Consider the following 22,415-nt stretch of genomic DNA (forward strand, 5'->3'; position numbering starts at 1 on the left):
CAGCAGCCTCGGATACCTCAGCCCCGCCGAATACGAGACCGCACACGCAGCCTGACCACCACACCGATGGTGTCCGTCAAAGCGGAACAAGCTCAGATGGGCCCGGATCGCCCGGGACGAATAGGCGCGGTCGGCCAGAACGGCGTCCGGCCGGGTTCTCGGCCTTCCAGGTCCGCTTCGAGGAACACGGATGCCGGCCATGACGGTCTCGAAGGCCGGGGCATCGCCCGCCTGGCCTGCGGTGACGCGGAGGGCCAGAGGTCGTGCATGGCCGTCGCTGGCAAGGTGGATCTTTGTGCTCAGGCCGCCGCGGGAGCGTCCAAGCGCGTGGTCGTCAGGCTCGGGCCGCTCTGGAGCCCCTTTTTCCTGGCTCCAGCAGAGTGCTGGTGAGCCCGGCAGACGGTGGAGTCCACCGACACGGTCCAGCCGATGTCGTCAGCACCCTCGGCCGCTGCCAGCACCGCAGCAAAGATGCGTTCCCAAGTGCCGTCCACGGCCCACCTGATCAGGCGCTTGTGAGCCGTCCGAAACGAGCCGAGCTCGTCCGGCAGGTCCCGCCAGGGCGAGCAGGTGCGGTACTTCCACGTGATGGCCTCCAGGGTTCGGCGGTGATCGGCCCATCGCCGACCACGGACCGGATCGGCCGGCATCAACGGCTCGATCCGGTCCCACATCGCATCAGTGATCACGAATCGGACGGACACATCCGATCAACCGACCAACCAATCAAAGAGACACGCTCTAGCCGAGGCCGTCGACCCGGATGTCGGGCTTTGCGGGAGTGGCGAAGGTGGGGTTCTTCGGCGCCCGGCCGCGAGCGCGCTGGAGCGGCACGAGGGTGAAGCGCGGGTAGCCGCCGAGGGTGCCGGTCTGCCGGAGTTCGAGGCCCGTGGGGCGCAGGTGCTCGTTCATGGTGGTGGTCAGGCGGCGCTGGACCGTCTCGTCGAGCAGCACGTCGCCGGCGACGAGGGCTTCTGCGAAGCGGGCGAACCTGGCGTCGCCAGCGTCGAAGGCGCCGAGCTGCTCGAACAGCTCTTCCACGGGCCAGTCCGTGTTGCGCAGGAAGTGCCGTTCGACGCGCGCGCTCAGGCTTCTCGTGCTCGGGCCGCGAGAGCAGAGGTCGTCGTCGAGGTGCCAGAAGCGGTCCAAAGAGCCATGAACCGGGTGCCGTGCTGGACGAGGTCGCCCGGGTCGAGGGCCCGGGCTAGTTCGCGGCGGGTGCGCAGGGGGATCTCGGGAGGTGAGGCCGCCGCCCATATCGCGTCCTGCAAGAGGTTGCGGGTCGGCGCGTCGGTGCGTTGTGTCTTGAGGAAGCGCTCGGCGACCTGCAGGAGCCGGCCATCGGTCGCCTGGGCGAGGCTTCGTTCCACACGTTCGCGCTTGGACCCCTCTTCGACCGGGGGCATGCCCAGGTCGGCAAGGGCCTGCGTCAGTGTCTTGTGCGTGTGCTGGTCGCCCAGCCCGGCCGTGACGTCGCTCAACAGCCGGCGAAGCGCCATTTCGTCCTCGTCCTTCGTGATCCGCCGATGATCGCAGTCAGGCGTGTGAGCAGTCACTGGTCCAACCGGTCGTTCACGCCGAGACACCGGTTCATGGCCAGCCTCCTCCGTCAGGGCTCTGGAGTGGGTGGATGGCACAGGTGCCCAAAACGGTGCCCTTTGCTGTCTAAACGAGGTATTTGACAGCGAACCCAGCCCCTGGGGCACCTCCCGCGAGGCGACCCAGTCGCTGGTCGAGCTGCCTCGGAGCCGCCGGAGAAAATGGCGGTCTTCATCAGTCGGATAGGTTCATCCCACATGTTCGGCGCCGGCCGCACTTCCTGGACGGCGGTGCTGGACGCGGTCCGCCTTCAGCCCGGCGCCGACGTTGCCGCGGTGACCACCATGCAGATCCGCGAGGTCATCGAGCGGCTGGTCGCCGCCGGCCAGTGGAAGCCGGTCGACTTGGAGGCCCTGGTCGTACTGGACGCCGGATACGACGCCCCTCGCATTGCCCACCTGCTGGACGGCCTGCCCGTCGAGATCCTCGGTCGGGTCCGGTCCGATCGGGTAATGCGGCGTCCGACACCCTTCCGCGAAGAGTTTCACCTGACCCACCCCAAGGGCGGCCGACCACCCAAGCACGGCGGCGAGTTCGGCTTCGGCGATTCCGCAACCTGGGGCACCAGGCCGTGACGGCCACGGACACCCGGCTCTACGGGAAGGCGACCGCGCAGGCGTGGGACCGGCTGCACCCAGCAAGAAGTCCGGAACACGTCTGCGGACCTTGCCGTCCACCTCGACCTAGGCGAGGCACTAGACCTGCGAATCTCAGGATGGATGGCACAAGTGCCACAGCGGTGCCATTGCGGCTGAGACTGTGCCGCAAAATCCTGGACCCTACAGGGGAACCCGTGGACCAGTTCGCCGGGGGCAGACATGAAAGATCGCGAAAGGACTGGCCAACGGTTGCAGAGGCATGTCAACGTAGAGATCTCCCCGAAAACACCTGGTCAGAGAGGTGATTGCCTATGTCGGTGGTCCCCACCGATCCTGGATTCTCTACAACCGCCGAGGCCCTGCGACTGCACGTCTGGCAGCTCGGCCCCGGCCAGCCCTCACTGGTAACGGACCTGTTCTCGCCCGAGTTCTTCCACTTCGTGGTGGACGATCGCGCGGATGTTCACATCAACAGCAGGGACGGCCGGTTTTATCTCGGATGGTTTCCCTCGGGCCGGCCCGGGACGGACGGCGAGGGATGGAAGCTCTCGGTGACTGGTACAGCCTTGGTCCCCGGATACAGCATCAGCTTCGACACCGAGACTCCCGCTGAGATTGTCGCGATCGCTGTAGATCGTGTCTTGGCTGGTTCGCGCCCCCTGTGAGCGGTCTGCCCGTCCTGTCCTCATACGGACTCGACTGTCTCCGGTGAGCGGATGGCCCGTTGCCAGCCTCCGGGGACCATGTGGCCTGGACGACGTGATGTCGCGTTTCGGCGCCGCCGCGTGCATGGCTGCTTTCTTCCACATCTCCGACGCATGTCTGAGCAGGACCGTCGGCAGTTTGAACGCTTGATGTCTGCCTGGTGGAACGGCGAGTACCGTTCTGCCACCCCTGCTGCTCGCCTCTCGTATGTGCCGGGCGCCACCAGTGTTCCCGTGACGCCGTACTCAACTACTGCGCCCGGGCCGTGGACCTTTCGTCTGCCGGCCGTACCCGCCTCCGGCGGGGTACCCCTGTGCTCATCCCAAGGAGAGCCATCTTGGACCCACAACCGGAAATCACCGCCGGTGAGTTGATCGACCGCCTGTCTGGCTGTGACCGCGATGCGCCGGTGCGGCTGGCCATCAACCCGTTCTTTCCCATGGCCCACCGCCTTGCCCACGTGGTCGCGGCCACTGACGAGGACGGGCGTCCGGTGATCTTCCTCGCGGAGGGCCAGGAGCAGGGCGCGCAGCTCGGGTATCTCCCGCCCGACGTCGCCGTCGCACTCACCTGGCAGGAGCCGGACGTCGCGCCCCCGCACAGGCGGCGCTCAGCCCGTCGCCACGACAGCGAATAACCCGCATCCCTGCCCTCCAGGAGGCGCTCCTGTATCCGCACCACCCCCTCGATCCGTCCGCCGCGCAATCCCCTGACCCGGTGTACTGGGTCACCCCCCGTCACCTCGCCGGTGACGACGGCATACTGGCCGACCAGGTCAGCGCCACCCTGGCCGGCCTGGGCTGGACCCGCCTGACCATCGTCCGCGGGCGTCAGGAACCAAATCCGGCGGAAGAAGAACGGCAGGTCCTGCGCAGCACAGTCCTCCATCTCAGCCCCGACCTGCTGGCATGGGCGCAGTGGACCCTGGCCGACGAACCGTTGCTCCTCGGCGAGCTGCCGGTGGCGTGGCAGGTCTCCGCCCGCGGCCACACGGAAGGCCCGGTGGCGGAGTGGAACGCGTACTTCAGCAGCGGCGTCCCCTACGAGGTCCTCGGAGACTTCCTCTTCGCGCTTGACGCACGCCCCGATCCTGCATCCGGTTACGACGGACCCGAAGCGGTCTTGGCGGCGCTGACCGGCCAGGGCTGGGTACGTGACATCGACCATCCGGACACCACCGCCACGGATCCGGGTTCTGCATCCAGCTTCACCCTGTGTCTGCTGCCGCCGCTCATCCAGGACTTCGACCCGCGTCCCGACCAGATGGGCTGGCAGGCTTGGGCGGAACCGGTCCTCGGAGCGCCATACCTGTGGTCCGCCGCGTTCAGCGCCAGCGTCCCGCATGACTTGGTCGCGGCCTTCGCGTCGTCACTCGCCTCACCGATACCTGTTCCGCGCCGGGTGCTGCCCGAGGGCACCGAAGGCAGGCTCACCCTCACCCCGCTGAGCTGAACGTCACCGGCCGGAATCCACCCGGGTGCTACGGCCCCGGGTGGGCTCATCTCCCCGAGGGACAGCAGCCAATCCCTGACCCCCATGTCCCCTCCTTCGGATAACGGCGACGCCGACATCTGGCCGCGCGGGGTGGCGACTTCGGACTCTCGCCTGGCCGAGCCCCCTCCCCGGCGGGCCCGCTTCTACGCCCTGCGGGGCCCTCAGAGCGACGAGCAGATTTGACCACCGAGGAAGGGAAACGCTTGCCGCGATTTTGGTGCGGGATCGACTGGTCGGAGGCTCTGAATGATGTGGCCGTGGTCGACGAGCACGGCCAGATGGTCGCACACACCCGTGTGGAAGCGACGGAAGAGGGGGTGAAGGAGATCCTCGCCCTGCTGCGGGGCCTTCGCTCCAGTCACCGCCACAGCCGCATGCAAGTGCCGGTGGCGATCGAGACGCCGCACGGCCTGCTGGTAGCCGCCCTGCGCGCCAAGGGGCAGCCCATCGTCGTCATCAACCCCAGCGCGGTCGCACGCTACCGGGGCCGGATCAGTCCAGCCCGTAAGAAGTCCGACCGGACGGACGCCGTGCTCCTCGCCAACATCCTCCGCACCGACGGCAGTCTCCACCGGGCAATGCCGCGCACGTCGGACCAGGCCGCCGCGATTGCGGTCCTGGCGCGGGCCCAGCACCGGGCCGTACACACCCGCCGATATCAAGCCAACCTGGTGCGGAGCCTGCTGCGCGAGTACTACCCGGCGGCGCTGCTCGCGTGGAAGGACCTTCCCGACGGCATCGTCCGCGCCGAGGCACGCGCTCTGCTGGCCCTCGCTCCCTCCCCCGGGCAGGCTGCCGCCCTGAGTAAGCGGAAGATCGCGGAAACGATCTCCGGTGCGGGGCGCTCCCGTCTGGTCGACGACCACGCCGAACGGCTCCGGTCGGTTTTCCAGCAGCATTATCTGCGTCAGCCGCCACTCATGGAGGCGGCCATGGGAGAGCAGATCCGGACGGCCGTGGGTCTCCTTGACCAGGCGTGCACCGCCGTCGAACAGCTCACCGAGGCCACCACGAGCGTCTTCCAGGCCCACCCGCAGGCGCCCGTCTACGCTTCCTTCCCCGGCTGTGGCCCGCTCATCGGCGCCCGGCTGCTTGCGGAAATCGGCGATGACCCGGACCGGTTCACCGTCCGCGGACTACGCGCCTACGCCGGAGCCGCACCCTTGACCTGGGAGAGCAGCAGCAGCCGCGTGGTGACCCACCGGCGCATCGCCAACTCGAATCTCAAGGCAGTCGGTCACATCTGGGCATTCGCGAGTCTGACCCGGTCAGCGGGCTGCCGCGCTCACTACGACCGCCGTCGTGAGCAGGGCGACCGCTACGCCGCGGCGTTGCGGAATCTGTATGGGCGATTGCTGTCCAGCCTGCACTTCTGCCTCAAGAACGCCGCCCCGTATCGGGAAGAGGTGGCGTTCCCGCAGAGGTAGTGCACGGGGCGGGCGTGATGGCGGCCGGGAACACACCCAGGACCAACCCGGGCCTTCGAGCCCTTACGCGGGAACGGTGCCCGGCCGCTCTCCGCCCGCCCCGCGCCGGGAACTGCGCAAGGCCCGCCCCCTCCTTTGAGGGGGCGGGCCTTGCGTCATGCCGGGGCCTGCATCGTGCTGTCCTCTGCCCCGGACAGGTGTCTGCCGCCGGCCCGTGAGGCGCGGCGAGGGCGGACCGGAACCATGTCAGTGCGCGGACCGGGCCTTGGCCAGCGCCTTGTCGACATGGGTGTCCACCAGGCCGGGGGATCCGGCGACCAGGACAACGGTGGTGCCGGTACGGATGGCCGTTTGCTTGACGACCGTGGTGCGTCCGCCAGCTGTGTAGGTCATCTGCAGACTCCACCGCTCGTCACCGAGCTGGGGCGCGGCCGTCCGCTGGGTGGCGACGTCGACCGGGGTGCTGCCGGCCAGGACCTGATAGGAGGGGCACGACGTCAGTGCGTCGAAGATCCGGTCGGTGCCCTGGGACAGCTTCGCCTCGGTGTCGCTGTACAGCTCTTCGGAGACCTCGGCTCCGCTGGTGCCCGCGTAGAGGAAGGCGGCCTTCGCTCGGCGCGGGAAATTGAGGGATCCGCCGGTTGCGGCGTCGCCGCCGAGCTGTTCCAGTGCGGGGCAACCGGTGACCGTCACATCGTCGTGGTGTGACGGGGTCTCCGGCTTGAGCGTATAGCCCTCGCCCAGGTCTCTCTCGTCCAGCAGAAGTTTTTGCAGCGCGGCCGAGGAAAAGGGTTCGCTGGGCGTCTCGTCGCTCGTTGTGTTCTTCTGCCGGGTGGCGGCCGGGGAGGAGGGTCCGGGCGTGGCCGAGGGACTGTTCGAGCAGCCAGGCAGGGTCAGGAGGGTGAGGGCGGTCAGGCCGAGGACGGCGGCGGAAGTGGTGCGAAGCAACACACGAACCCCTGGGGGTGAGACGGACCGTGATGTGTCTGCGGGGTAGTTGTTCGGGGTCAGTGGCCGAAGGCGTCGAGGCCGTCTTCGAGGGTGGCGTGCCAGTGGGTCATCGGGCCCGAGTTGCGGTTGAACCAGGCTGTGTCCAGGCGGTGTTCGTGCGTCTCGTGGCCGGCGCGGCACCGAAGCCACACCTCCTCCCGGATGGTGATGATGATCCAGTCCCGGTACGTGCCGCACTGGGGGCAGGCTGTGACCTCCCCGTCGATGATCAGTGGCTTGTCCCAGGGCATCAGCATTCCGGTCAGTTCCTCACGGCGCGGCGTCCGCAGATCTGGCGGGAGGAAGTCGTCCACCCCCGGCTCGCCGGGCGGTGCCAGGGTGGGTGGCGCGGCGGCAGCGGGGGGACAATCCGGCTGTGGCCGAGCGGGGAGCGTTCTCAATTGGTCGTCCCGGGCCCGCTCCCTTTCTTGGGATTCCCGGGCTTTTCGGCGCTTTCGGCTGATGAACATGCCCTGCCCCCTCCGTCGTCGTGCAGGCCACCACGACATTGCCGGATCGCGGTTGCCACTTTCAACTGGTAAATCTCACACTCAACGGGCCTTGTGGGGCTGATTCTTCTGGTCTGCGGCGAGAGGGGCAGGGCGCGACGGGAGTCGCGTGCTGGTGCCGCTTTCGGCCTTGGGCATGGTGGAGGCGTCGGCCGGGAGATGGGCCGTGCGTCGTAGGCGCCATACCAGCACGTCGCTGACCGCTTCCGCTGTGTTCAGTTCCCGCCGTGCCGCCGCTGCAGTCAGCAGCGTGGCCGGTTCGTAACCGGCAGCTTCTGCGTCAGCGAGGGTGACGGCCAGGGCGGGCCAGCCCGGTTCGGCGAGGACCCGCTCCGCCAGCTCCGGCACCGCTTGGCGCAGGGTGGCGACGTGTCTGAGCATTCGGGGCTGAGTGAGCTGGCGGCCCCGGTCGTGCAGGGCGGTCATCGGCCGTTGGGCTGCTGCCTGGTAGGCGACACGCAGGTGTTCGGCTGCCTGCCGGGCGGCAGCGGCCTGTTGGGCGTGCTCCTTCTTCCCGTGCCAGTGGGCGGACGCCACGATAAGGAAGACGATCATGTCGATCAGCATCGCTGTCGTGGCGCCGTCCTCCCCCCGGCCGAGTGCCGGACCGCTATAGACAAGATCGCGAGCGGCCTGACGCAGCGCCCGGTCATGACCGCGCCCCGCCCGTATGTGGGAGCGGGAAGCCCGTTCGAACGCGAACGCGGCCTCGCGCAGCTCCCGTCTCGTGTGGGCTGCGGAGGTTTTGGCGAGAGCGTCCAGCACCTCCCCGGCCGCCGCGATCTGCGCGGTGGCCTGTGCGTCGTCACCGTGGTCGACGACCAGCACCGCCTGCCACACCGCGGTCGTCGCCCGCCGTCGCGCTGCTGCTGGTCCCGACGGGCGCTGCGCTTGGCCAGTGGAGGCGTCTCCGCTCTGGCCCGTGGCGGGGTCGTTCCCGGACCAACGTTCACGGATGCGGGGCAGGGAAAGGTCGGGGGCGAGCTTGGACCCGGAGTAGAAGACTGGCTCGCCGTCCTTGTTGCCGTCGTCGGGCAGCGCGACGGTGTAGCCCAGCAGGTCACCGGAGGGTGCGACCCGTGTCCGGACGAGGAGCCCGGCGGCCCGGAGCCGGTCGAAGAACTCGCGTTGGTCCTGGGCTCCGGCCACCGCGCGGCGCACGGTTTCCCGCAGTTCCTCGCGCGGTGTCCGTTCCCTCTTCTTGCGTGTGGCCTTGTGCCGTTCGGCGCTGGTGGGCCGTTGCGCGGCGGTGCCGTCTCCGCGGTTGAGGCGGCGCAGCCTCAGCTCGGCTTCGAGGAGTCGTGCTTCCGCCTGGACGCGGGGAGCATCGTGGTCGAGGTCGGGCTTGTAGCCGTCCTCGCGGACGAGGGTGGCGATGATGTGGATGTGGTCGTCGGCGTGCCGGACGGCCGCCCACCGGCAGCCCGCACCCTGGTCCGGGTCGTCGATCCCCGCAGCGGCGACCATGCGGCGGGCGATGTCTCCCCACTCCTCGTCCGTCAGGATGCGGTCCTCTGCGGCGTTGCGGACGGACAGGTGCCAGACGTGTTTCCTCGGCCGCTCCGATACGTCGATGTTCTCCAGGGGTTGGTCGAGGAGCTGCTGGAGTTGCTTCAGGGTGGCGGTCTTGTCACGGCCGGGGTCAGGGGCGTTGTTGTCCCAGGACGAGACGAGGTGCGGGTCGGTGTGCTCCTCGTACTTGCCCGGCCCGAACAGGTAGTACAGGAGGCCGATGGTGCGCTGTCCGCGCTCGTGGATCCGGGGGATCATGCTGCTGTCCTCGACCGAATTGATCAGTTGATGTGGTCAGCGGGAAGGGCGCGTTCCATGTCCTCGTGGTGGGAATACCCCACGGATGAACTGGATATCGCCGCTTGCCGCGCTCGTGGGAGTTCTGCTTGGGGCCGGCGCGACGGCGCTGGCCGATCATCGGCGGTGGCGCCAGGAGTCGGTCACGCGCCTGCTGGAACTGCGTACGGTTCTGTATGCCGAGTACTTGGTCGCGATGGAGAAGACGGGGAGAGAACTCCTCCGCGTGCTGGAAACTACGGCGGCCGAGGAACGGGGGAGAGCGGCCGACGCGGCTTTCGCCGGCTTCAATCTCGGCGGCACATGGCAGCAGATCCACATCGTGGCCTCGACCGACGTGGTCCAGGCTGCCGACAGCGTCTTTCGCTCTCTGAAACGTGCGCGGGACTACGTGGCCACCGCAGACCAACGAGACACCCGGAGACTACGCGCCATGAAGGACGAGGTCGGGGCACTGCGAGACCAGTTCCAGCAGACCGTGCGAAGCGACGTCCGCGGCCTGCTGGCCGGCAGTGCCTCGTGGTCGGCGTGAGCTGCGCGATCACCGCTGCTCAAGCAGCCGGTCGGTGGCCGCCTGGACGCGCGACACGGCACGCTGGACCGCGGCAACGACTGCGTCGATCTCCGCTGGTCGTCCGCCGCTGTTGATCGCACGGGCTACCTGGTTGAGGTTGTTGCCAACCTGCCCGAGATGCCGACGGGCCGCGAACAGCTCACTGACCAGCTCCCGATGGCCGGCAACGGCGGCGGCCGTGTTGTCGAGGTCGTGCGCGGCGGCGAGGCCGCTGCGGGCGAGGAAGGCGGGCAGGCTTGTTCGGGTCGCGGTGGCAGCAGCGGTGAGCACTGTCTTCTCGGCGTCATTGAGACGGACGTAGATCACGTGCACGCGCTTGTCGTTTCCGGATTTCGGTGAGCGCTTACGCACGGTCTTCTTGGCGTCGCGGCGCTTGCGTCGCGACGGCTGCTTCTCCGGCTGCGATCCGCCCCCGGTCGCTGCCTCCCGGACCTGCGCCCCCCGGCGCTGGTCCGGTCCCGCCACCCTGGGGGCGGGTTGTGCCGAGGCCGTCTTCCCCGACGGGGAAGACGGTCTTGGCGGATAACTTGCTCCTCCTGGGGTCGCGTTGGGGCCTTGGCCTTCCGGCTTGTGGGAGGGGGCGTTCCGGTTCGTCATCGGGTGTAAGTCCTCGTGGTGTGGGTGCGATGCCGGACCTCGTCATCCAGGCCGGCTTTCGCGACAGAGGTGACGTGTGCGAGCGCGGAAGGGGGCGGTGGCCCGGCGTACGCTGGGCCACCGCCCGGGCAAGGCCGGTCATGGGGTGGTGGTGCTCGGGCTGAGTCAGCCGCATTCGCGGCAGCGCTCGAAGTGCGTGCTCAGGGCTCTCGCTTTGGCCCGCTTCGTACCGTGAGCCTTGTTGGCGCTGGCCTTCGCGCGCGGTGTGCCGGGATCGCGGTCCGCGTAGTTGCGCAGGTACTGGAACTCGCGCTCGTATTCGGCGGCGATGCGTGCGAATCGCCGGCAGGTTTTCATCGGGTGCTGTTCCTCTTTGAGTTGGTGTCGCTTTCGCTGCGCAGGCGGCGCAGGACAGGCGTGAGGTTCTCGTTGCGGATGGATATCTGCTGATCGCGCATGATCTGCCGCAGCTGCACGCGGGTGATGGATTCGTTACCGCTCCGCGCCAGAACCTTCGGCACAAGAGGGCTAATCCGCGCGACGATCTCGTCCTCCGAGAGTCGAGCCCGGGACGGGGACCGCGAGATGTCAGTTGTCGGGGACCGGTCCCCGGTCCCCGTGGTGCGGCGCCCGGATTGCCATGTCCGGCGGGCCTCGTTGTTCGGGACCGTCCCGGGGACCGTGTCAGCCTGGTCCCGGTCCCCGCCCTTGGGGTCCGGGACCGCTCGGGGACCGTCCCCGTTCGCGTTGGCCCGGTCCCGGTCCGTCCCACCGCCGGGACGCGGGACGCGGGGACCGTCCCCGCTGCCGTCGACAGCCGGGGCCAGGTGCGCCGCATCGTCCGTGCCGCTGCCGGGAACCGAGGAATCGGGGACCGTGGCGAGAGGGTGCGGGCGGGCTGCAAAGACAACTGCCGCCTCTGCGCCTTCCCCCCTGCTCCCGCTGTTGGTCCCGGCTACACGGTCGGCGAGCTCAGCCGTCCCCGCCGGGGAGTGCGGGTGCCCATGGCTGTGGGAGGCGAGATCCTGGTCCCCGCCGGCCGGGAAGTCTGTCGCGAGAGACGGTCCCTGGCGCCGCACCAAGGGGCGGTCCTCGTGCAGGGCCTGGTCCCGTGGGGAGCCGGGACCAGACTGAGAGTGCGGTGAGCCGGCGACCGCTGTGGCGCGGTCCCCGGTCGGTCCCCGGCCGGTCCCCATGACGATCGGGGGACGGTGCCGGGTGATGAGGATGTAGAGATGAACGGCGCCAGCGAGGGCAAGCGGGGCGAGGGTGGACAGGATCGCAACGACGGTGTCGCCCAGGCGCAGACCACCCGGGACGGTCTGCTGGTTGAGGCGGACCGCGTGGAGGGAGTTGGCCCAGATGCTGGCGGTGGTCGCGGTGCCGAAGAGCATCCAGACGTAGGCGCGGGCCCGCAGGGGCGCTGTGGAGAGGACGAGCAGGGCGCGCACACCGTAGGCAATGAAGCCGTCGATCACGAGAGGGAAGAGGTAGGTGAGGAGTCCGCGGACATGGATGGCAACGGCCATTTGCTGCAGTGCGTCATAACTCAGGGCGCAGCCGGCGGAGCCAAGGGCGATGATGGCCAGACGATCCCAGTGTCCGACCGGGGCCACGGCGACAGATACAGGGATGGGGCGGGTCATGCGGCCTTTCCAAGCTCGTCGATCAGCTCCTTGGTATGCACGTGGCGTTCGACAGGGGACGGCGCGCCGCCCCTGTCGTCCTCCTCCTCGCCCGCTCCCGCCACGTCGTCCTCCTGTTCTTCGGAGGAGTTGTCCTGGTCGCCGTCGTTCTGGTCGTCGTAGAGGTCCCACCACCGGTCGCGGTCGCGGATGTCGTGGGCGGCCTCGCGCAGCCGGTCGCGCATCCAGTCCAGGTCGCTCTGGAGCAGATAGGCCAGGTGCTCGGCGCTCCAGCCGCGCAGGTAGGCGTGACGGATGACGGTGTCGCGCTCGGGCCTGCTCAGCTGCACGTCACGGCCTGCGAGGGCGGCACGTACCCGGGCATAGTCGAGGCGCGCGCTGATTTTGGCGTGCCAGGGGCGGCGCTCCGCCTCGGTCAGACCGCCCCACAAGCCATGGCGGAGTTCGTTGTCCAGGGCGTAGTTGAAGCAGTCCCGCTTGACGGGGCACTTGCCGCAGAGCTTCTTCGCCTGGGCGATCGCGCTGTGGGTGCGCGGTCCGGGAAAGAACAGCCGGTCGGCTTCGGCGGGCTCCATGCCGTAGCAGCGCCCGCGGACCTGCCAGCTGTGGTCGGCGATCCCGCGGAGGGTCGAGAGCGGAGTGGTGTTGGTGGTGATGTAGCGCATGGGTGGCTCCGGTGCCTCGCAGGCCGGTGGAGGGTCACACGGCGGGAGGCAGGACAGGGGCGCGGCAGCGGGTGCCGCCCCGGAAGAAGGTGGGGAAAGGGTGAAGGGGACCGCGGCTCAGCGGCGCGGGAAGCGGCGGTCCGGGCCGGAGAACTCCACGGATGTGCACATGCCGGACAGGCGGGAGAGCACACGGTCGCCGACCTTGTCACGCAGTACCAGTGGCTGTGTTCGCACGTCGGCGGAGCGGATCGGCGACAGGTTGCTGGTGACGATCGTCGGGAGCCGGTTCTCCGCCCGCCAGTTCAGCAGCCGGAAGTTCAGCTCCTCGGTCCACTCGGTGGCCTTGGCGGCGCCAAGGTCGTCTAGGAGCAGCAGCGGCACCCGCACAATGCGGCGGAGCAGGAACTCCGGGTCCGCCCCCGGACGGGGGCGAGTCTCGGCGTACAGGTCGGCAAGCGTCGTGGCATGCCACCGCACCCCGCACCCCGCGAGGATCAGTGCCCTGATGGCGCCGTACGCCTGGTGTGTCTTACCGGTGCCGGTCGGGCCCCACAGCAGCAGTGAGGGGCCGTGAGCGATCTGCCGACGTCCCGCGCCACCCCAGTTTGGGTACAGCCCGCCGGAGTTCGGCGCGACCGCCGCATCCACGACGGTCCGCACCCAGGCAAGGACGTCCGGATGGTCCGCCACCGCGTTCCGGTAGTCGAAGGGGAAACGTTTCTGTGCGGTCGCCGCGGCCGGTATCGGCTCCGGAACGTCGGCGGGTGCAGGCCCTTCGGCGGTGATTCCACGCGCCGCGAGGCGGGCTTCGAGACGGGCACGGAGCCGGTCGGATACCACGGGCTGGGGATCGGCGAGGTGGGCGCGGGTCACAGGCCGCCTCCGAATGTGGTTGGCTCGGGCGTTGTGTTGAGGTACGGGGTGTAGGCGGATCCGCTGCTGGCCCATAGGCCCCCGCCAGAGGCGCTCGACGGCGGTGACGTGCCGTGCGGCGAGGCGTTGACAACCTCGTTCACCAGGCTGGGCAGCACGCTCGGATGCAGGCCCTTGCTCCGCAGGCGGATGAGCGCCGTGCGGATGTCGTCCGGCTCGAAGTCCTCGGCCAGGAGCGTTTTGATCTCCCGTCCCAGGTGCCCGAGCGTGCTGCTGGGCGGGCGGCGGTGGCAGCCGCTCGCGTAGTCGGCCACCAGTTGCTTCGCGGAGAAAGTCTCGGATGCGGCGTCAGGGGCGGGCGCCTCGCGCCCCATAGGTACAGATCCAGGATCCAAGATCCTAGATCCAGTCCCCGAGCCCTCGCGAGGATCTGTCGAGGACTCACCGAGAGTCTTCTGACCTGCGACGTTACTAGGCGGTACGGATGCTGCGGCCTTGGCGTCGGATGAGGGCGCTGGTTGGGTGACGTCCGAGTCGGGAGATGTTCTCGTGGGACTCGATCCGCGGAAGGTAACGGGTGAAACCGCCCCATCGAGGTCTCGGTGAGGGCTCGGCGGGACCTCACCGAGGCTCTTCTGGGGACTGGCGGCAGGGGCATCAACGGGCTGGGCGGGGCAGCGCCGCTCCTTGCACTTGCCGCACTTCTCCGCTTCCTCGTGCCGCGGACACCGGGGTGCTCGGGGAGCGGAGGCATTGTCGATCTTCTGGTGCCGCTTCCACGTGACGATGTGCAGCCAGTTCCGCCCGTCGCAGCCGGTGAACCGGCAGATCAGCCCCGCCGCGGCCAGCTCCTCCAGGTCGCCGGCGACATCGGTGGGGGTGTGCTCGGGTCGGAGGGCCCACAGGCGCCCGGCGATGATCGCCGGGTGGTCCCGGTGCCGGCCCGCGTCGTCCGCCTGAGTCATCAGACCGATGAAGGTCAGCATCGCGGTCACCGAGCATTCGGCCAGAGATTCCGACTCGAACATCTCCGGCTTAATGGTGCGGATACGCGCCATCAGGCATCAGCCCCGCCCCTGCCGCCCGGGCAGGGATCCAGCGCCGTCTGCTCGCGGGTGGGCGCATAGGGGATGGGGGCTGCCGCGCAGGCCGGGGTGTCCGGCCTTTTGCGCATGGCAGTCGTCATGCGACACTCTCCTCTGAATGAAGTCGCACCGGTGTGCCCCGTGACAAGGGCCGGCGCGGCGTGAGTGAGGCTCCAGCCCTTGCGTGGGCAGGAGTGTCATATGCCGGTCGGCGTCTGAGAGTTGGCCCTCTCAGACGCCGCCGCTATTTCGCGGCCTTAACTCGGCCGCTGGCTGCGCGCGGCCCACTTCTCGCTCCTTCCTTCCACCCCCGGGCCGACTGCCCGGCTGGGGACGACGAACATAAGCGCAACCTCCTGTCAAGATCCAGACTTAGCTCTTGAACCCTTCACAAGTCGTTGCCCACGGCGCCGCCCGACCGGGCGGCGGCAGCCGTCAGTCCGGCGACCCGCTGGCGTCCTCTCGGTCAACAGCACCCGGGCGGATCGACTGCGACACGCCAGGGGCGCCCCAGCGGACGGCGAGCCCCCGGTGACAAGCACCGACCACGGAGTGACCGGCCGTAGCGATTTAAGCCGCGCGGCCGAGAATCGTCAACGCGAAGCAAAGCTTCTCTACGCGCGTAGTTTCAGTGCGACATGAGAGCCGCGAGCGATTGCCTGCACGAATCAACTTGCTTTCCCAGGTAGGTAATTGACTGAGAGCCAGGCCGGCCACCGGGCACGGATCAGGCCAGGGAAGACCGGACTGCCGGCCACGGAAAATGGTGACCCGCAATTAATTGCGGGTTTCCCGACGTGCAAAAAATTGCGGCCCGGAATGCCTGCTTCACTCCGAAAGCTTTCGATTGTCCTGCCCAGTTGGAGTCAAATGTCCACCCACAGTCGCTGTCTCCACTATGCCATCGGCACTATGAACATTTCATAGTGATCATGACGAGGAAGCTTATTGCCGTGAGCCCTTTCTAATCTCGTATGGTTTTCCCAGGCGGAAGTCGGAGGCGGCCTCCGCGATGTGAAGACGTCTCTCTTAATCACCGCAACGAATCGCGCACCCGTCGCGCGACGGACAGACAGAGTGAGGACACGATGGAGCTGGAGGGCTCGACCCCGGACCCCGGGCATCTGATGGGGCTCGCGGGACTGCTCCGCGCGTGGCGCACAGCCGCTGGCGCGCGTAGAGGCACTCCTTTGACGCAGCCGATGGTCGCCGAGGCGCTCGGCAGATCCGTTCGCTGGTACCAGGACCTGGAAAGCGGCGCCACTATGCGTCTGGACCGGGCTCAGTGCGATGCCTTGGCCGACGTACTCGAACTGGGGCGAGATGAGCGCTCCGCCCTGGTCCTGTACAGCATCGGAGGGGCAATGAATATCTCGTCGCCGCCAGAGATAGGCGTGCAGCGTGCCCTGCAGCTGCTCATCGACAAGCAGATGCCGAGCCCTACCTATCTGACCGATGGGCTGTGGAACATCCGCGGTTTCAATCAGGCCATGGCCGACTGGTGGCCATGGGTCCTGGAGCCGGGCGCCAACCTCATCAAGTGGGCGCTCCTCCACCCCGACGCCCGCGTCCAGTACCACGACTGGCCACAGCACGCGGCAGCCTACGTACGGCTCCTGAAATTCGCGCTGGCCAGCCGCGGCGATGACAGAGCCGACCTCGTCCAGCTCATCAGCGACGTGTGTGCCGACCCCAACGTCCGCAGCATCTGGGAGTCGAGCAGCGAAGTCAGCGAGAGCCGCGACGGCCACCACTTCCGTATGTCCCTGCCGGCCCGCAACTGGATCCCCGTCGAAGTCGTCAGCCACGTCCTCTACCCGGCGAGTCTCCCCGATCACCGGCTCGTCGTGATCACGTGGCTCCAGACCGGCGACGAGGAAGAAGACTTCTCTGCCGACGCACTCACGGCCTCCTGGACGCTGCCGGCCCAGCAGCCGGCTCCGGTACTGGCCGGAGCCTACAAAGACGCGCAGCGTCGCATGGTCCACAGCCTCACCGGAAGACGGTCCGTCGCCTCTCCTCAGGACGCCGCTTATCTGGCCGGAGACAATGCGATCGACCTGCCGGAACTGAGCAGACTCATCGGAGGCGGGTGTCGGCTCACCCTCTCTCCCTCGAACCGATCTGTCATCTGGGCCACGCCGGAACCTGACGGCGAATGGGCCATTGTCGAGATCAGCGCCAGCACGCTCGCTCTCCGCCTCCCGCACGCGGCAGAACGCAGCGAAACCGTGGAGGAATACAAGATCTTGACCCGCGCGATCCTGCCCTCCGAACCCCGCCACGCCGTCAGACAAATCCAGAACCTACGATCACAAATGCGCCACCGGATGGGTGTACTGGACTCCATCCACCACGAACTGTGGCTGGCCGACCCCAGCCTTCCACCCTGCGAAGCCGCCGACGTCCCCCGGCTCGCTTCCTAAGAATTCCTAACAGAATGCTGCAACTTGCCTTGGAATCCTGACGTCTGATGGCTTGTTAGCCTGCACATGAGAAGGGGTGAGCGGCCTCCGTGGATTGTCTCCGATGAGCTGTGGGCGCGGATCGAGCCGTTGTTGCCGGTCGTGCAGCGCCGCACGGATCATCCGGGACGCAAGCGGCTGGACGACCGGAAGGTGCTGTCGGGCATCCTGTTCGTGCTGTACACGGGCATTCCGTGGGAGTTTCTGCCGCGGGAGCTGGGCTTCGGTTCCGGCATGACCTGCTGGCGACGCCTGCGCGACTGGAACGACGCGGGTGTCTGGCAGCGTCCGCATGAATCGCTTCTGGCTGAACTGAACGCCGCAGGCGCGCTGGACTGGTCGAGGGCGGTGATCGACGGCTCCCACGTGCGGGCCATGAAAGGCGGGCCCAAAACCGGACCGAGCCCGGTCGACCGTGCCCGAACAGGCTCCAAGCACCATGTGATCACCGAAGGGCACGGCATCCCGCTGGCGGTATCGCTGACCGGCGGGAACCGCAACGACGTCACTCAGCTCGTCCCCCTGCTCCAGGCAGTCTCACCCATACGCGGCCGGCGAGAGCGGCCCCGACAGCGACCCGTCGCGCTCTACGCCGACCGCGGCTACGACCACGACAAGTACCGCAAGCAGGTCCAAGCCTTGGGCATCACCCCCGTCATCGCCCGCCGCAACACCGACCACGGCTCAGGACTGGGCGTCCACCGGTGGGTAGTCGAGCAGAGCTTCGCGCTGCTGCACTGGTTCCGTCGGTTACGCATCCGCTGGGAGATCCGCGACGACATCCACGAAGCGTTCCTCCGCCTGGCCTGCGGCATCATCTGCTGGCGCCGACTGGTCAACCTCTCACTTTGTTAGGAGTTCTAAAGGCCAGCCGGGTAACTCGCCGCAAACCTCCGCCGAACGCCCCTGCGCCCGTGCCGTCGACGGCCGGAGCGCAGGGCCGACTCGGTATGCAGGCTGAAGGAATCTGTTCTCCGTGCGATTCGGGGGAACCGAACGGGCAGGCTCAGTGGCCTATTCGACCAGGCCGGGTAAGGCACGGGTCGCCGCCGACGGGGTACCGACATGGCGCGCTCCGTGAACAACTGGCGTTCACACATCGTCGTCAACGGCACAACGTAGACCCCAGGGCGCGTTGAGCGGGCGGCACTCGGCGATGGGCTTTTTCATGCATCATCCTGACGAAAGGCGTACCTGTTGAACCGCTCGATACTCGTGACTGGTGGCAACCGAGGCATTGGCCTTGCCATTGCCGATAGCTTTGCGGCTGCCGGTGACCGAGTTGCCATCACGTATCGGTCGGGAGAGCCACCCCACGGCTTCCTCGCCGTAAGGTGTGATGTCAGAGATCCCAGGCAAATCGAGAGCGCGTACCAAGAAGTAGAAGCAACGCACGGCCAGGTACAGGTCCTGGTGGCCAACGCAGGCATCACCAAGGACATGCCGCTGATCCGGATGTCCGAGGAAGAATTCACCTCAGTACTGGACGTCAACCTCACAGGCACCTTCCGAATCGTCAGACGGGCGTTGGGCGGGATGCTTTCGGCAGGGAACGGCCGAATCGTGCTCATATCTTCGGTAGTGGGCCTGCGCGGGGCACCGGCGCTGGCCAACTACGCTGCGTCGAAGGCAGCACTCTTCGGTTTCGCCCGATCGGTAGTCCGAGAGGTCAGTCCGCATGGGATCACCTGCAATGTGGTAGCTCCTGGCTACGTTGATACCGACATGATGAGTGAGGTCAGTCCGGCCCAGCGTAAAAAACTTCTGGCACAGGTTCCGCTGGGCCGGTCTGCTCACCCGCAGGAGATTGCCGCCGTCGCGCGTTTCCTCGCGTCGAAAGGCGCTGCCTATATAAATGGCGCCGTTGTGCCTGTCGATGGCGGCATGGGCATGGGACATTGATCACACGATTCGCTCACGACCCAGCAGGATTTCCAGCGGAGCCTCGCTCGGAGTGATCCCACGCGCGGCTCGGAGAAGCGCCGGAGGCGCCGTACTTCACGGCAGCGCCAGCCATACAGCCAAGACGGATAGGATGGTTTGCTCGGTGATGCTGTGGGGGTTCACCTGGTTGTTTCCTCAGCTCAGGAGGAGACAGGCGTCCCAGTCGCTGGCGGGACCGGAGTCTGGCTCGGCACTCTGGAAAGCCAAAATTGCCCCGGTGGCTCCTTCGAGGAACCCGGTTTTCTCGGGCGGCCCGACGGCAAGGAAGTCTCGGCTGAGCTGGGCGAGACGGTCCGTGAACATGGCGGGGGTTTCGGCGTCTTCGGCGACGCGCTGAACGGTGCGCAGCAGACCGCCGACGCCGTGGCAGAGTCCGCGGTTGGTGAGCTGGTTGATCTGGAATGGGTCGGCCAGGCAGTACAGCAGTGCGCGTTCGGCCATCCGCTTGCGGTGGTCGTCGCCGAGGGCGATTGCGGCGAGCTGCTGCGCGCGGGCAAGGCCGGGTGTGCCGTAGCACCAGGACGGCGCGGCTGGCCAGGTGGGTACGGCGGTGGTCTCGGTGATCCATCGTGGCCAGCGTGTGCCGCGGTGGTCGTGTTGGCGTATCTGGTCGAGCCAGTGGCAGATCCGGGTCATGGCGGTGTCGAGGCCGGTCACGGTGATGCCTCGTTGTTTGGCGAGGGCGAGGAGTGCGAGTGGGCCGGCGATGCCGTGGGCGAGGCCGGCGTTGGCGTGGCCGTTCGGTGTGGGGGCGCCCGGGTGGGCGGGAGCGTGCGAGACCCACCAGCCGGGGAGTGGTTGCCCTTTGGGTCCGGTTACCGGTTCGGTGAGTCTTACCAGGTATTCCAGGACGCGTTTCATTTCGTTGCTGTCCGGGTGGCGGCGCAGAAGAAGGACGCCGAGTCCGGTCAGTCCTCGGAAGAGGTCGTATTCGGCGAAGGTGGTGAGGCGTTGCTGGTCGATGCGTGTGTGAGCCGCCTCCAGGCGCCGGCGGGTGTGTGTGGTCACGATGCGGTCGAGGGTGCGCAGGGCTCCTGAGTAGCGGTCGTTGTCGGCAGCGGCCAGGTGGAGGACGTATGCCGTGGCGGGGGCGCCGCGGAAGAGGTTGACCTCGTCTGCGTAGGTCAGGGGCCCGACTGTGGCGAGCTGTTGGTGTACGGCCTGCCATGAGCCGGTGCCGCGCCGGGCCCGTTCGATGTGGAGCAGGGTGACGCCGAGGGGGCCGTGTGCGAGGGACTGCCGGGCGGCGGTGGTTGTGTCGGGTGCGGGCGGGGCGGTAGCCACCGTGGGGCTCCTTCGGTGGGTGGGTGGGTGGGTAGTCCGGGGCGGAGCGGTGGCGTGCGCCCGTCGCCGACAAGAGGCTTCGTGGCGGGGGCGATGCCGACAGCCCGGCGCGCCGAAGGTTGAATGCTGGTGTCGTAGGGTGCGGCAAGCCGCCTGGAGCCCCCAGGGGGCGGGGTGTGGGACCGTCCGACGGGTCGGGGCTGAGGCAGCCGATCCGCCGGACGGTGGTCTAGGCCGCGACGGCGAGCTGGGCCAGATCGATCGTGGTACAGCCGTGGAGGGTCGCGACGTCGCGGGCCGCCAGCGTCCACCGGATGAGCGGGCTGGTGAAACTGGCTTCCGTGAGCCGGCTGTCCGGGATTGTCGGCTTGAGGGTCAGCGGGTCGTAGACGATGCCGGCGACGCCCCAGGGCTGGGCGCGCTTCACCAGAGCCGCTGTATACCCCTTGCGCAGATGCGGGCAGGCGCCGACTGATTCGATCGCGCACGTCCTGCAGACCGGGGGCGTAGTGGTCCGCTCGCCTTCGCCGATCGGTCGCCCCCCCACAGCGCGCACGAGGAACAGGTGCCGCTCACCCCACCGTACGAAGTCGGAGTCGAATGTGGATGTCCCGCAGACCTGGCACAGCATGTGCGACATGGCCTGTCGCTGGCGCAACGGGTGTACGCCGGCCAGTTCGGGGTCCCCGGCGCCTCGCACGGCGGCCTGCCGGATCCACAGAGTGCCGTGTCGGCGGTCAGCGGCGCTGAACTCGTCGGCGTAGCCGATCCCTTGTCCTACCCGGATGATGGCCGACACGGGCGAGCTTTCGCGGCTCCATGGGGCGATGAAGGGGACGTGCAGGCCCTTCCAGTAGAACTGGCGTGGCGTCCTCATGACGGTCCCCGCGAAGCGGGCTGTTCGTATCTGTTCATGGTCAGCCTTGGCAAAGTAGTTGAGACCACTGCGGGTGGGGCGTGTCGCCTGCTGCTTCGGACAGACGTAGGAGCTGTATGTCGCCGGTGCCGGCCGGAGCCCAGAGGTGCTCCGCGTCGCGCTTGTAGCGCTGGAAGGGGCGGTCGGTGAAGAGTGCCGCAGCGCCGTGGATCTTGCCGGCGAGTGCGGCCGTCTCGGTGAGTGCCTCGATGCCCTCGTATTTGGCGTTGATCAGGTAGGTGTCGCACAGCTGATGACGGTCGAGCCGGGCGACGGCGTCGTAGGCCGCGACCCGGGCGCTCATGAGGTTGGACTCAATCTGACCGAGCCGCTGCTTGACGGTGTCGAGGCAGGCGAGGGGTTTGCCGTAGAGGTGACGCTCCTGCGCGTACGTGATCGTTTCATCCCTGATGGCCTGATGGATGCCGAGCGCAACCGCTGCTAAGTTCGGGCGGCCGTAGAGGATGCTGGAGGAGTAGGCGACGTCGAGGCCCTGCCCTTTTTTGCCCAGGAGGTTCCCCGCTGGTATGCGGCAGTTGTCGAAGATGAGGTCACCGAAGGAAAAGCCGTGGAGGCCGAGCGCTTCCCGGTGAGGGGCCAGCGTCAAGCCCGGTCTGTTGTTCTCCACGAGGAAAGCGGACAGGCCGTTCGAGCCGGGCCCGGTCCGGGCCACGACGCCGTGCAGATCGGCGATGTGACTGTTGCCGACGTATGTTTTGCGGCCGTTGAGGATGTAGTGCTTTCCGTCACGTCGAGCGGTTGTTTCCATCCCGAGGACGTGGCTGCCGGAGGCCGGCTCGGTCACAGCAATGGTGGGCAGCACCGCGCCGGCCGCGATCTTCGGCAGCCACCGCTTCTTCTGCCGGGTGCTCCCGAAATGGATGAGCATGGAGGCGCCGAGCTGGGAGGCTTGCACCATGGCGCCCATCGCCGGGCTGATGCGGGAGATCTCCTCAATGATGATCGTCTTGCCCATGTGGCCGACACCTATCCCGCCGTAGGCGGGGTCGATGGTCGCCCCGAGCCATCCCTGCTGGGTGATGAGCCGGGCGAGGTTGTGCTCGACCGACCGTGCGGCTTCCATCGCGTCAACAAGGGGCGCCACCTCGCGTTCCGCGAACGCGCGCACCTCCTCCCGCAGCGCCTGCTCGGCCTCGGTGCGGGCCGCGCGCAGCTGCTCCTCCGCCTCCGTGTACATCCAGTCATCCATGGTCGTCCCTCCCCTTTTTGG

23 protein-coding genes and 2 pseudogenes are annotated in these 22,415 nt (G+C 67.8%); 9 read left to right on the top strand and 16 right to left on the bottom strand.

Going from position 1 to position 22,415, the window contains the following annotated elements:
- Positions 1-93 precede the first annotated feature (93 nt).
- The 3 genes and pseudogenes from ABZ707_RS32065 to ABZ707_RS32075 form a co-directional block, all read right to left on the bottom strand.
- Positions 94-704 (bottom strand): annotated as a pseudogene (locus ABZ707_RS32065) (IS5 family transposase); the annotation flags it as partial.
- Positions 705-741: 37 nt separating this feature from the next.
- Positions 742-1,149: a hypothetical protein gene (locus ABZ707_RS32070; protein ID WP_360181979.1), complete on the bottom strand. Its 408-nt coding sequence runs from the start codon at positions 1,147-1,149 to the stop codon at positions 742-744.
- The gene (locus tag ABZ707_RS32075; protein WP_360181982.1) at positions 1,086-1,499 is read right to left on the bottom strand and encodes a hypothetical protein; all 414 of its coding nucleotides are present in this window, start codon (positions 1,497-1,499) and stop codon (positions 1,086-1,088) included. The genes ABZ707_RS32070 and ABZ707_RS32075 overlap by 64 nt, the downstream gene beginning before the upstream one ends.
- Positions 1,500-1,808: 309 nt before the next feature.
- Between ABZ707_RS32075 and ABZ707_RS32080 the strand changes: the two are divergent.
- The 5 genes and pseudogenes from ABZ707_RS32080 to ABZ707_RS32100 all read left to right on the top strand — a co-directional run.
- Positions 1,809-2,236 (top strand): annotated as a pseudogene (locus ABZ707_RS32080) (transposase); the annotation flags it as partial.
- A 273-nt stretch (positions 2,237-2,509) separates the two neighbouring features.
- Positions 2,510-2,863, top strand: coding sequence for a DUF317 domain-containing protein (locus ABZ707_RS32085; protein ID WP_360181985.1), 354 nt, complete (start codon positions 2,510-2,512; stop codon positions 2,861-2,863).
- Between the two features lie 377 nt (positions 2,864-3,240).
- Positions 3,241-3,540, top strand: a complete 300-nt coding sequence (locus tag ABZ707_RS32090; protein WP_360181988.1) for a hypothetical protein — start codon at positions 3,241-3,243, stop codon at positions 3,538-3,540.
- Positions 3,541-3,620: 80 nt separating this feature from the next.
- Positions 3,621-4,355: a DUF317 domain-containing protein gene (locus ABZ707_RS32095; RefSeq protein ID WP_360181991.1), complete on the top strand. Its 735-nt coding sequence runs from the start codon at positions 3,621-3,623 to the stop codon at positions 4,353-4,355.
- Between the two features lie 245 nt (positions 4,356-4,600).
- The gene (locus ABZ707_RS32100) at positions 4,601-5,824 is read left to right on the top strand and encodes an IS110 family transposase (protein ID WP_360181994.1); all 1,224 of its coding nucleotides are present in this window, start codon (positions 4,601-4,603) and stop codon (positions 5,822-5,824) included.
- Between the two features lie 246 nt (positions 5,825-6,070).
- Here ABZ707_RS32100 and ABZ707_RS32105 read toward each other — a convergent pair whose 3' ends face one another.
- The 3 genes from ABZ707_RS32105 to ABZ707_RS32115 form a co-directional block, all read right to left on the bottom strand.
- Positions 6,071-6,775 (bottom strand): hypothetical protein, encoded by a 705-nt coding sequence (locus tag ABZ707_RS32105; RefSeq protein WP_360181997.1) that lies wholly within the window; start codon positions 6,773-6,775, stop codon positions 6,071-6,073.
- 56 nt (positions 6,776-6,831) lie between these two features.
- The gene (locus ABZ707_RS32110; protein ID WP_360182000.1) at positions 6,832-7,128 is read right to left on the bottom strand and encodes a hypothetical protein; all 297 of its coding nucleotides are present in this window, start codon (positions 7,126-7,128) and stop codon (positions 6,832-6,834) included.
- Positions 7,129-7,365: 237 nt separating this feature from the next.
- Positions 7,366-9,093, bottom strand: coding sequence for a mobilization protein (locus ABZ707_RS32115; protein WP_360182003.1), 1,728 nt, complete (start codon positions 9,091-9,093; stop codon positions 7,366-7,368).
- Between the two features lie 85 nt (positions 9,094-9,178).
- Here ABZ707_RS32115 and ABZ707_RS32120 point away from each other — a divergent pair, with 85 nt between their 5' ends.
- Complete coding sequence (locus ABZ707_RS32120) at positions 9,179-9,664, top strand: hypothetical protein (RefSeq protein WP_360182006.1); 486 nt, start codon at positions 9,179-9,181, stop codon at positions 9,662-9,664.
- Between the two features lie 9 nt (positions 9,665-9,673).
- Here the strand turns inward: ABZ707_RS32120 and mobC are convergent, their stop codons facing one another.
- The 7 genes from mobC to ABZ707_RS32155 form a co-directional block, all read right to left on the bottom strand.
- Positions 9,674-10,171, bottom strand: a complete 498-nt coding sequence (mobC, locus tag ABZ707_RS32125) for a plasmid mobilization relaxosome protein MobC (protein ID WP_360182009.1) — start codon at positions 10,169-10,171, stop codon at positions 9,674-9,676.
- 297 nt (positions 10,172-10,468) lie between these two features.
- Complete coding sequence (locus ABZ707_RS32130; RefSeq protein WP_319683794.1) at positions 10,469-10,660, bottom strand: hypothetical protein; 192 nt, start codon at positions 10,658-10,660, stop codon at positions 10,469-10,471.
- The gene (locus ABZ707_RS32135; protein ID WP_360182013.1) at positions 10,657-11,949 is read right to left on the bottom strand and encodes a DUF2637 domain-containing protein; all 1,293 of its coding nucleotides are present in this window, start codon (positions 11,947-11,949) and stop codon (positions 10,657-10,659) included. Before ABZ707_RS32135 ends, ABZ707_RS32130 begins: the two co-directional genes overlap by 4 nt.
- Positions 11,946-12,614: a WhiB family transcriptional regulator gene (locus tag ABZ707_RS32140; protein ID WP_360182016.1), complete on the bottom strand. Its 669-nt coding sequence runs from the start codon at positions 12,612-12,614 to the stop codon at positions 11,946-11,948. Before ABZ707_RS32140 ends, ABZ707_RS32135 begins: the two co-directional genes overlap by 4 nt.
- A gap of 117 nt (positions 12,615-12,731) precedes the next feature.
- On the bottom strand, positions 12,732-13,490 hold the full coding sequence (locus ABZ707_RS32145; protein ID WP_360182019.1) for an ATP-binding protein: 759 nt from the start codon (positions 13,488-13,490) through the stop codon (positions 12,732-12,734).
- Positions 13,487-14,548, bottom strand: a complete 1,062-nt coding sequence (locus ABZ707_RS32150) for a hypothetical protein (protein ID WP_360182022.1) — start codon at positions 14,546-14,548, stop codon at positions 13,487-13,489. Before ABZ707_RS32150 ends, ABZ707_RS32145 begins: the two co-directional genes overlap by 4 nt.
- Entirely contained in the window at positions 14,548-14,676 is a 129-nt protein-coding gene (locus tag ABZ707_RS32155) for a hypothetical protein (RefSeq protein ID WP_360182025.1), read from the bottom strand. Before ABZ707_RS32155 ends, ABZ707_RS32150 begins: the two co-directional genes overlap by 1 nt.
- A 987-nt stretch (positions 14,677-15,663) precedes the next feature.
- Here ABZ707_RS32155 and ABZ707_RS32160 point away from each other — a divergent pair.
- The 3 genes from ABZ707_RS32160 to fabG all read left to right on the top strand — a co-directional run bounded on the left by ABZ707_RS32160 (position 15,664) and on the right by fabG (position 18,942).
- Positions 15,664-17,001, top strand: coding sequence for a helix-turn-helix transcriptional regulator (locus tag ABZ707_RS32160; RefSeq protein ID WP_360182028.1), 1,338 nt, complete (start codon positions 15,664-15,666; stop codon positions 16,999-17,001).
- Positions 17,002-17,067: 66 nt separating this feature from the next.
- Positions 17,068-17,895, top strand: a complete 828-nt coding sequence (locus ABZ707_RS32165) for an IS5 family transposase (protein WP_360182031.1) — start codon at positions 17,068-17,070, stop codon at positions 17,893-17,895.
- A 342-nt stretch (positions 17,896-18,237) separates the two neighbouring features.
- Positions 18,238-18,942, top strand: a complete 705-nt coding sequence (gene fabG / locus ABZ707_RS32170; protein WP_360182034.1) for a 3-oxoacyl-ACP reductase FabG — start codon at positions 18,238-18,240, stop codon at positions 18,940-18,942.
- A gap of 177 nt (positions 18,943-19,119) precedes the next feature.
- Here the strand turns inward: fabG and ABZ707_RS32175 are convergent, their stop codons facing one another.
- The 3 genes from ABZ707_RS32175 to ABZ707_RS32185 all read right to left on the bottom strand — a co-directional run bounded on the left by ABZ707_RS32175 (position 19,120) and on the right by ABZ707_RS32185 (position 22,382).
- On the bottom strand, positions 19,120-20,268 hold the full coding sequence (locus ABZ707_RS32175) for a lanthionine synthetase C family protein (RefSeq protein WP_360182037.1): 1,149 nt from the start codon (positions 20,266-20,268) through the stop codon (positions 19,120-19,122).
- A 229-nt stretch (positions 20,269-20,497) separates the two neighbouring features.
- Positions 20,498-21,145, bottom strand: a complete 648-nt coding sequence (locus ABZ707_RS32180; RefSeq protein ID WP_360182040.1) for a hypothetical protein — start codon at positions 21,143-21,145, stop codon at positions 20,498-20,500.
- A gap of 40 nt (positions 21,146-21,185) precedes the next feature.
- A complete protein-coding gene (locus tag ABZ707_RS32185) occupies positions 21,186-22,382 on the bottom strand; it encodes an acyl-CoA dehydrogenase (RefSeq protein WP_360182076.1) in 1,197 nt (398 codons plus the stop codon).
- Between the last annotated feature and the right edge of the window lie 33 nt (positions 22,383-22,415).

It is taken from the genome of Streptomyces sp. NPDC006923 (assembly GCF_040635655.1).
Taxonomy (GTDB): domain Bacteria; phylum Actinomycetota; class Actinomycetes; order Streptomycetales; family Streptomycetaceae; genus Streptomyces.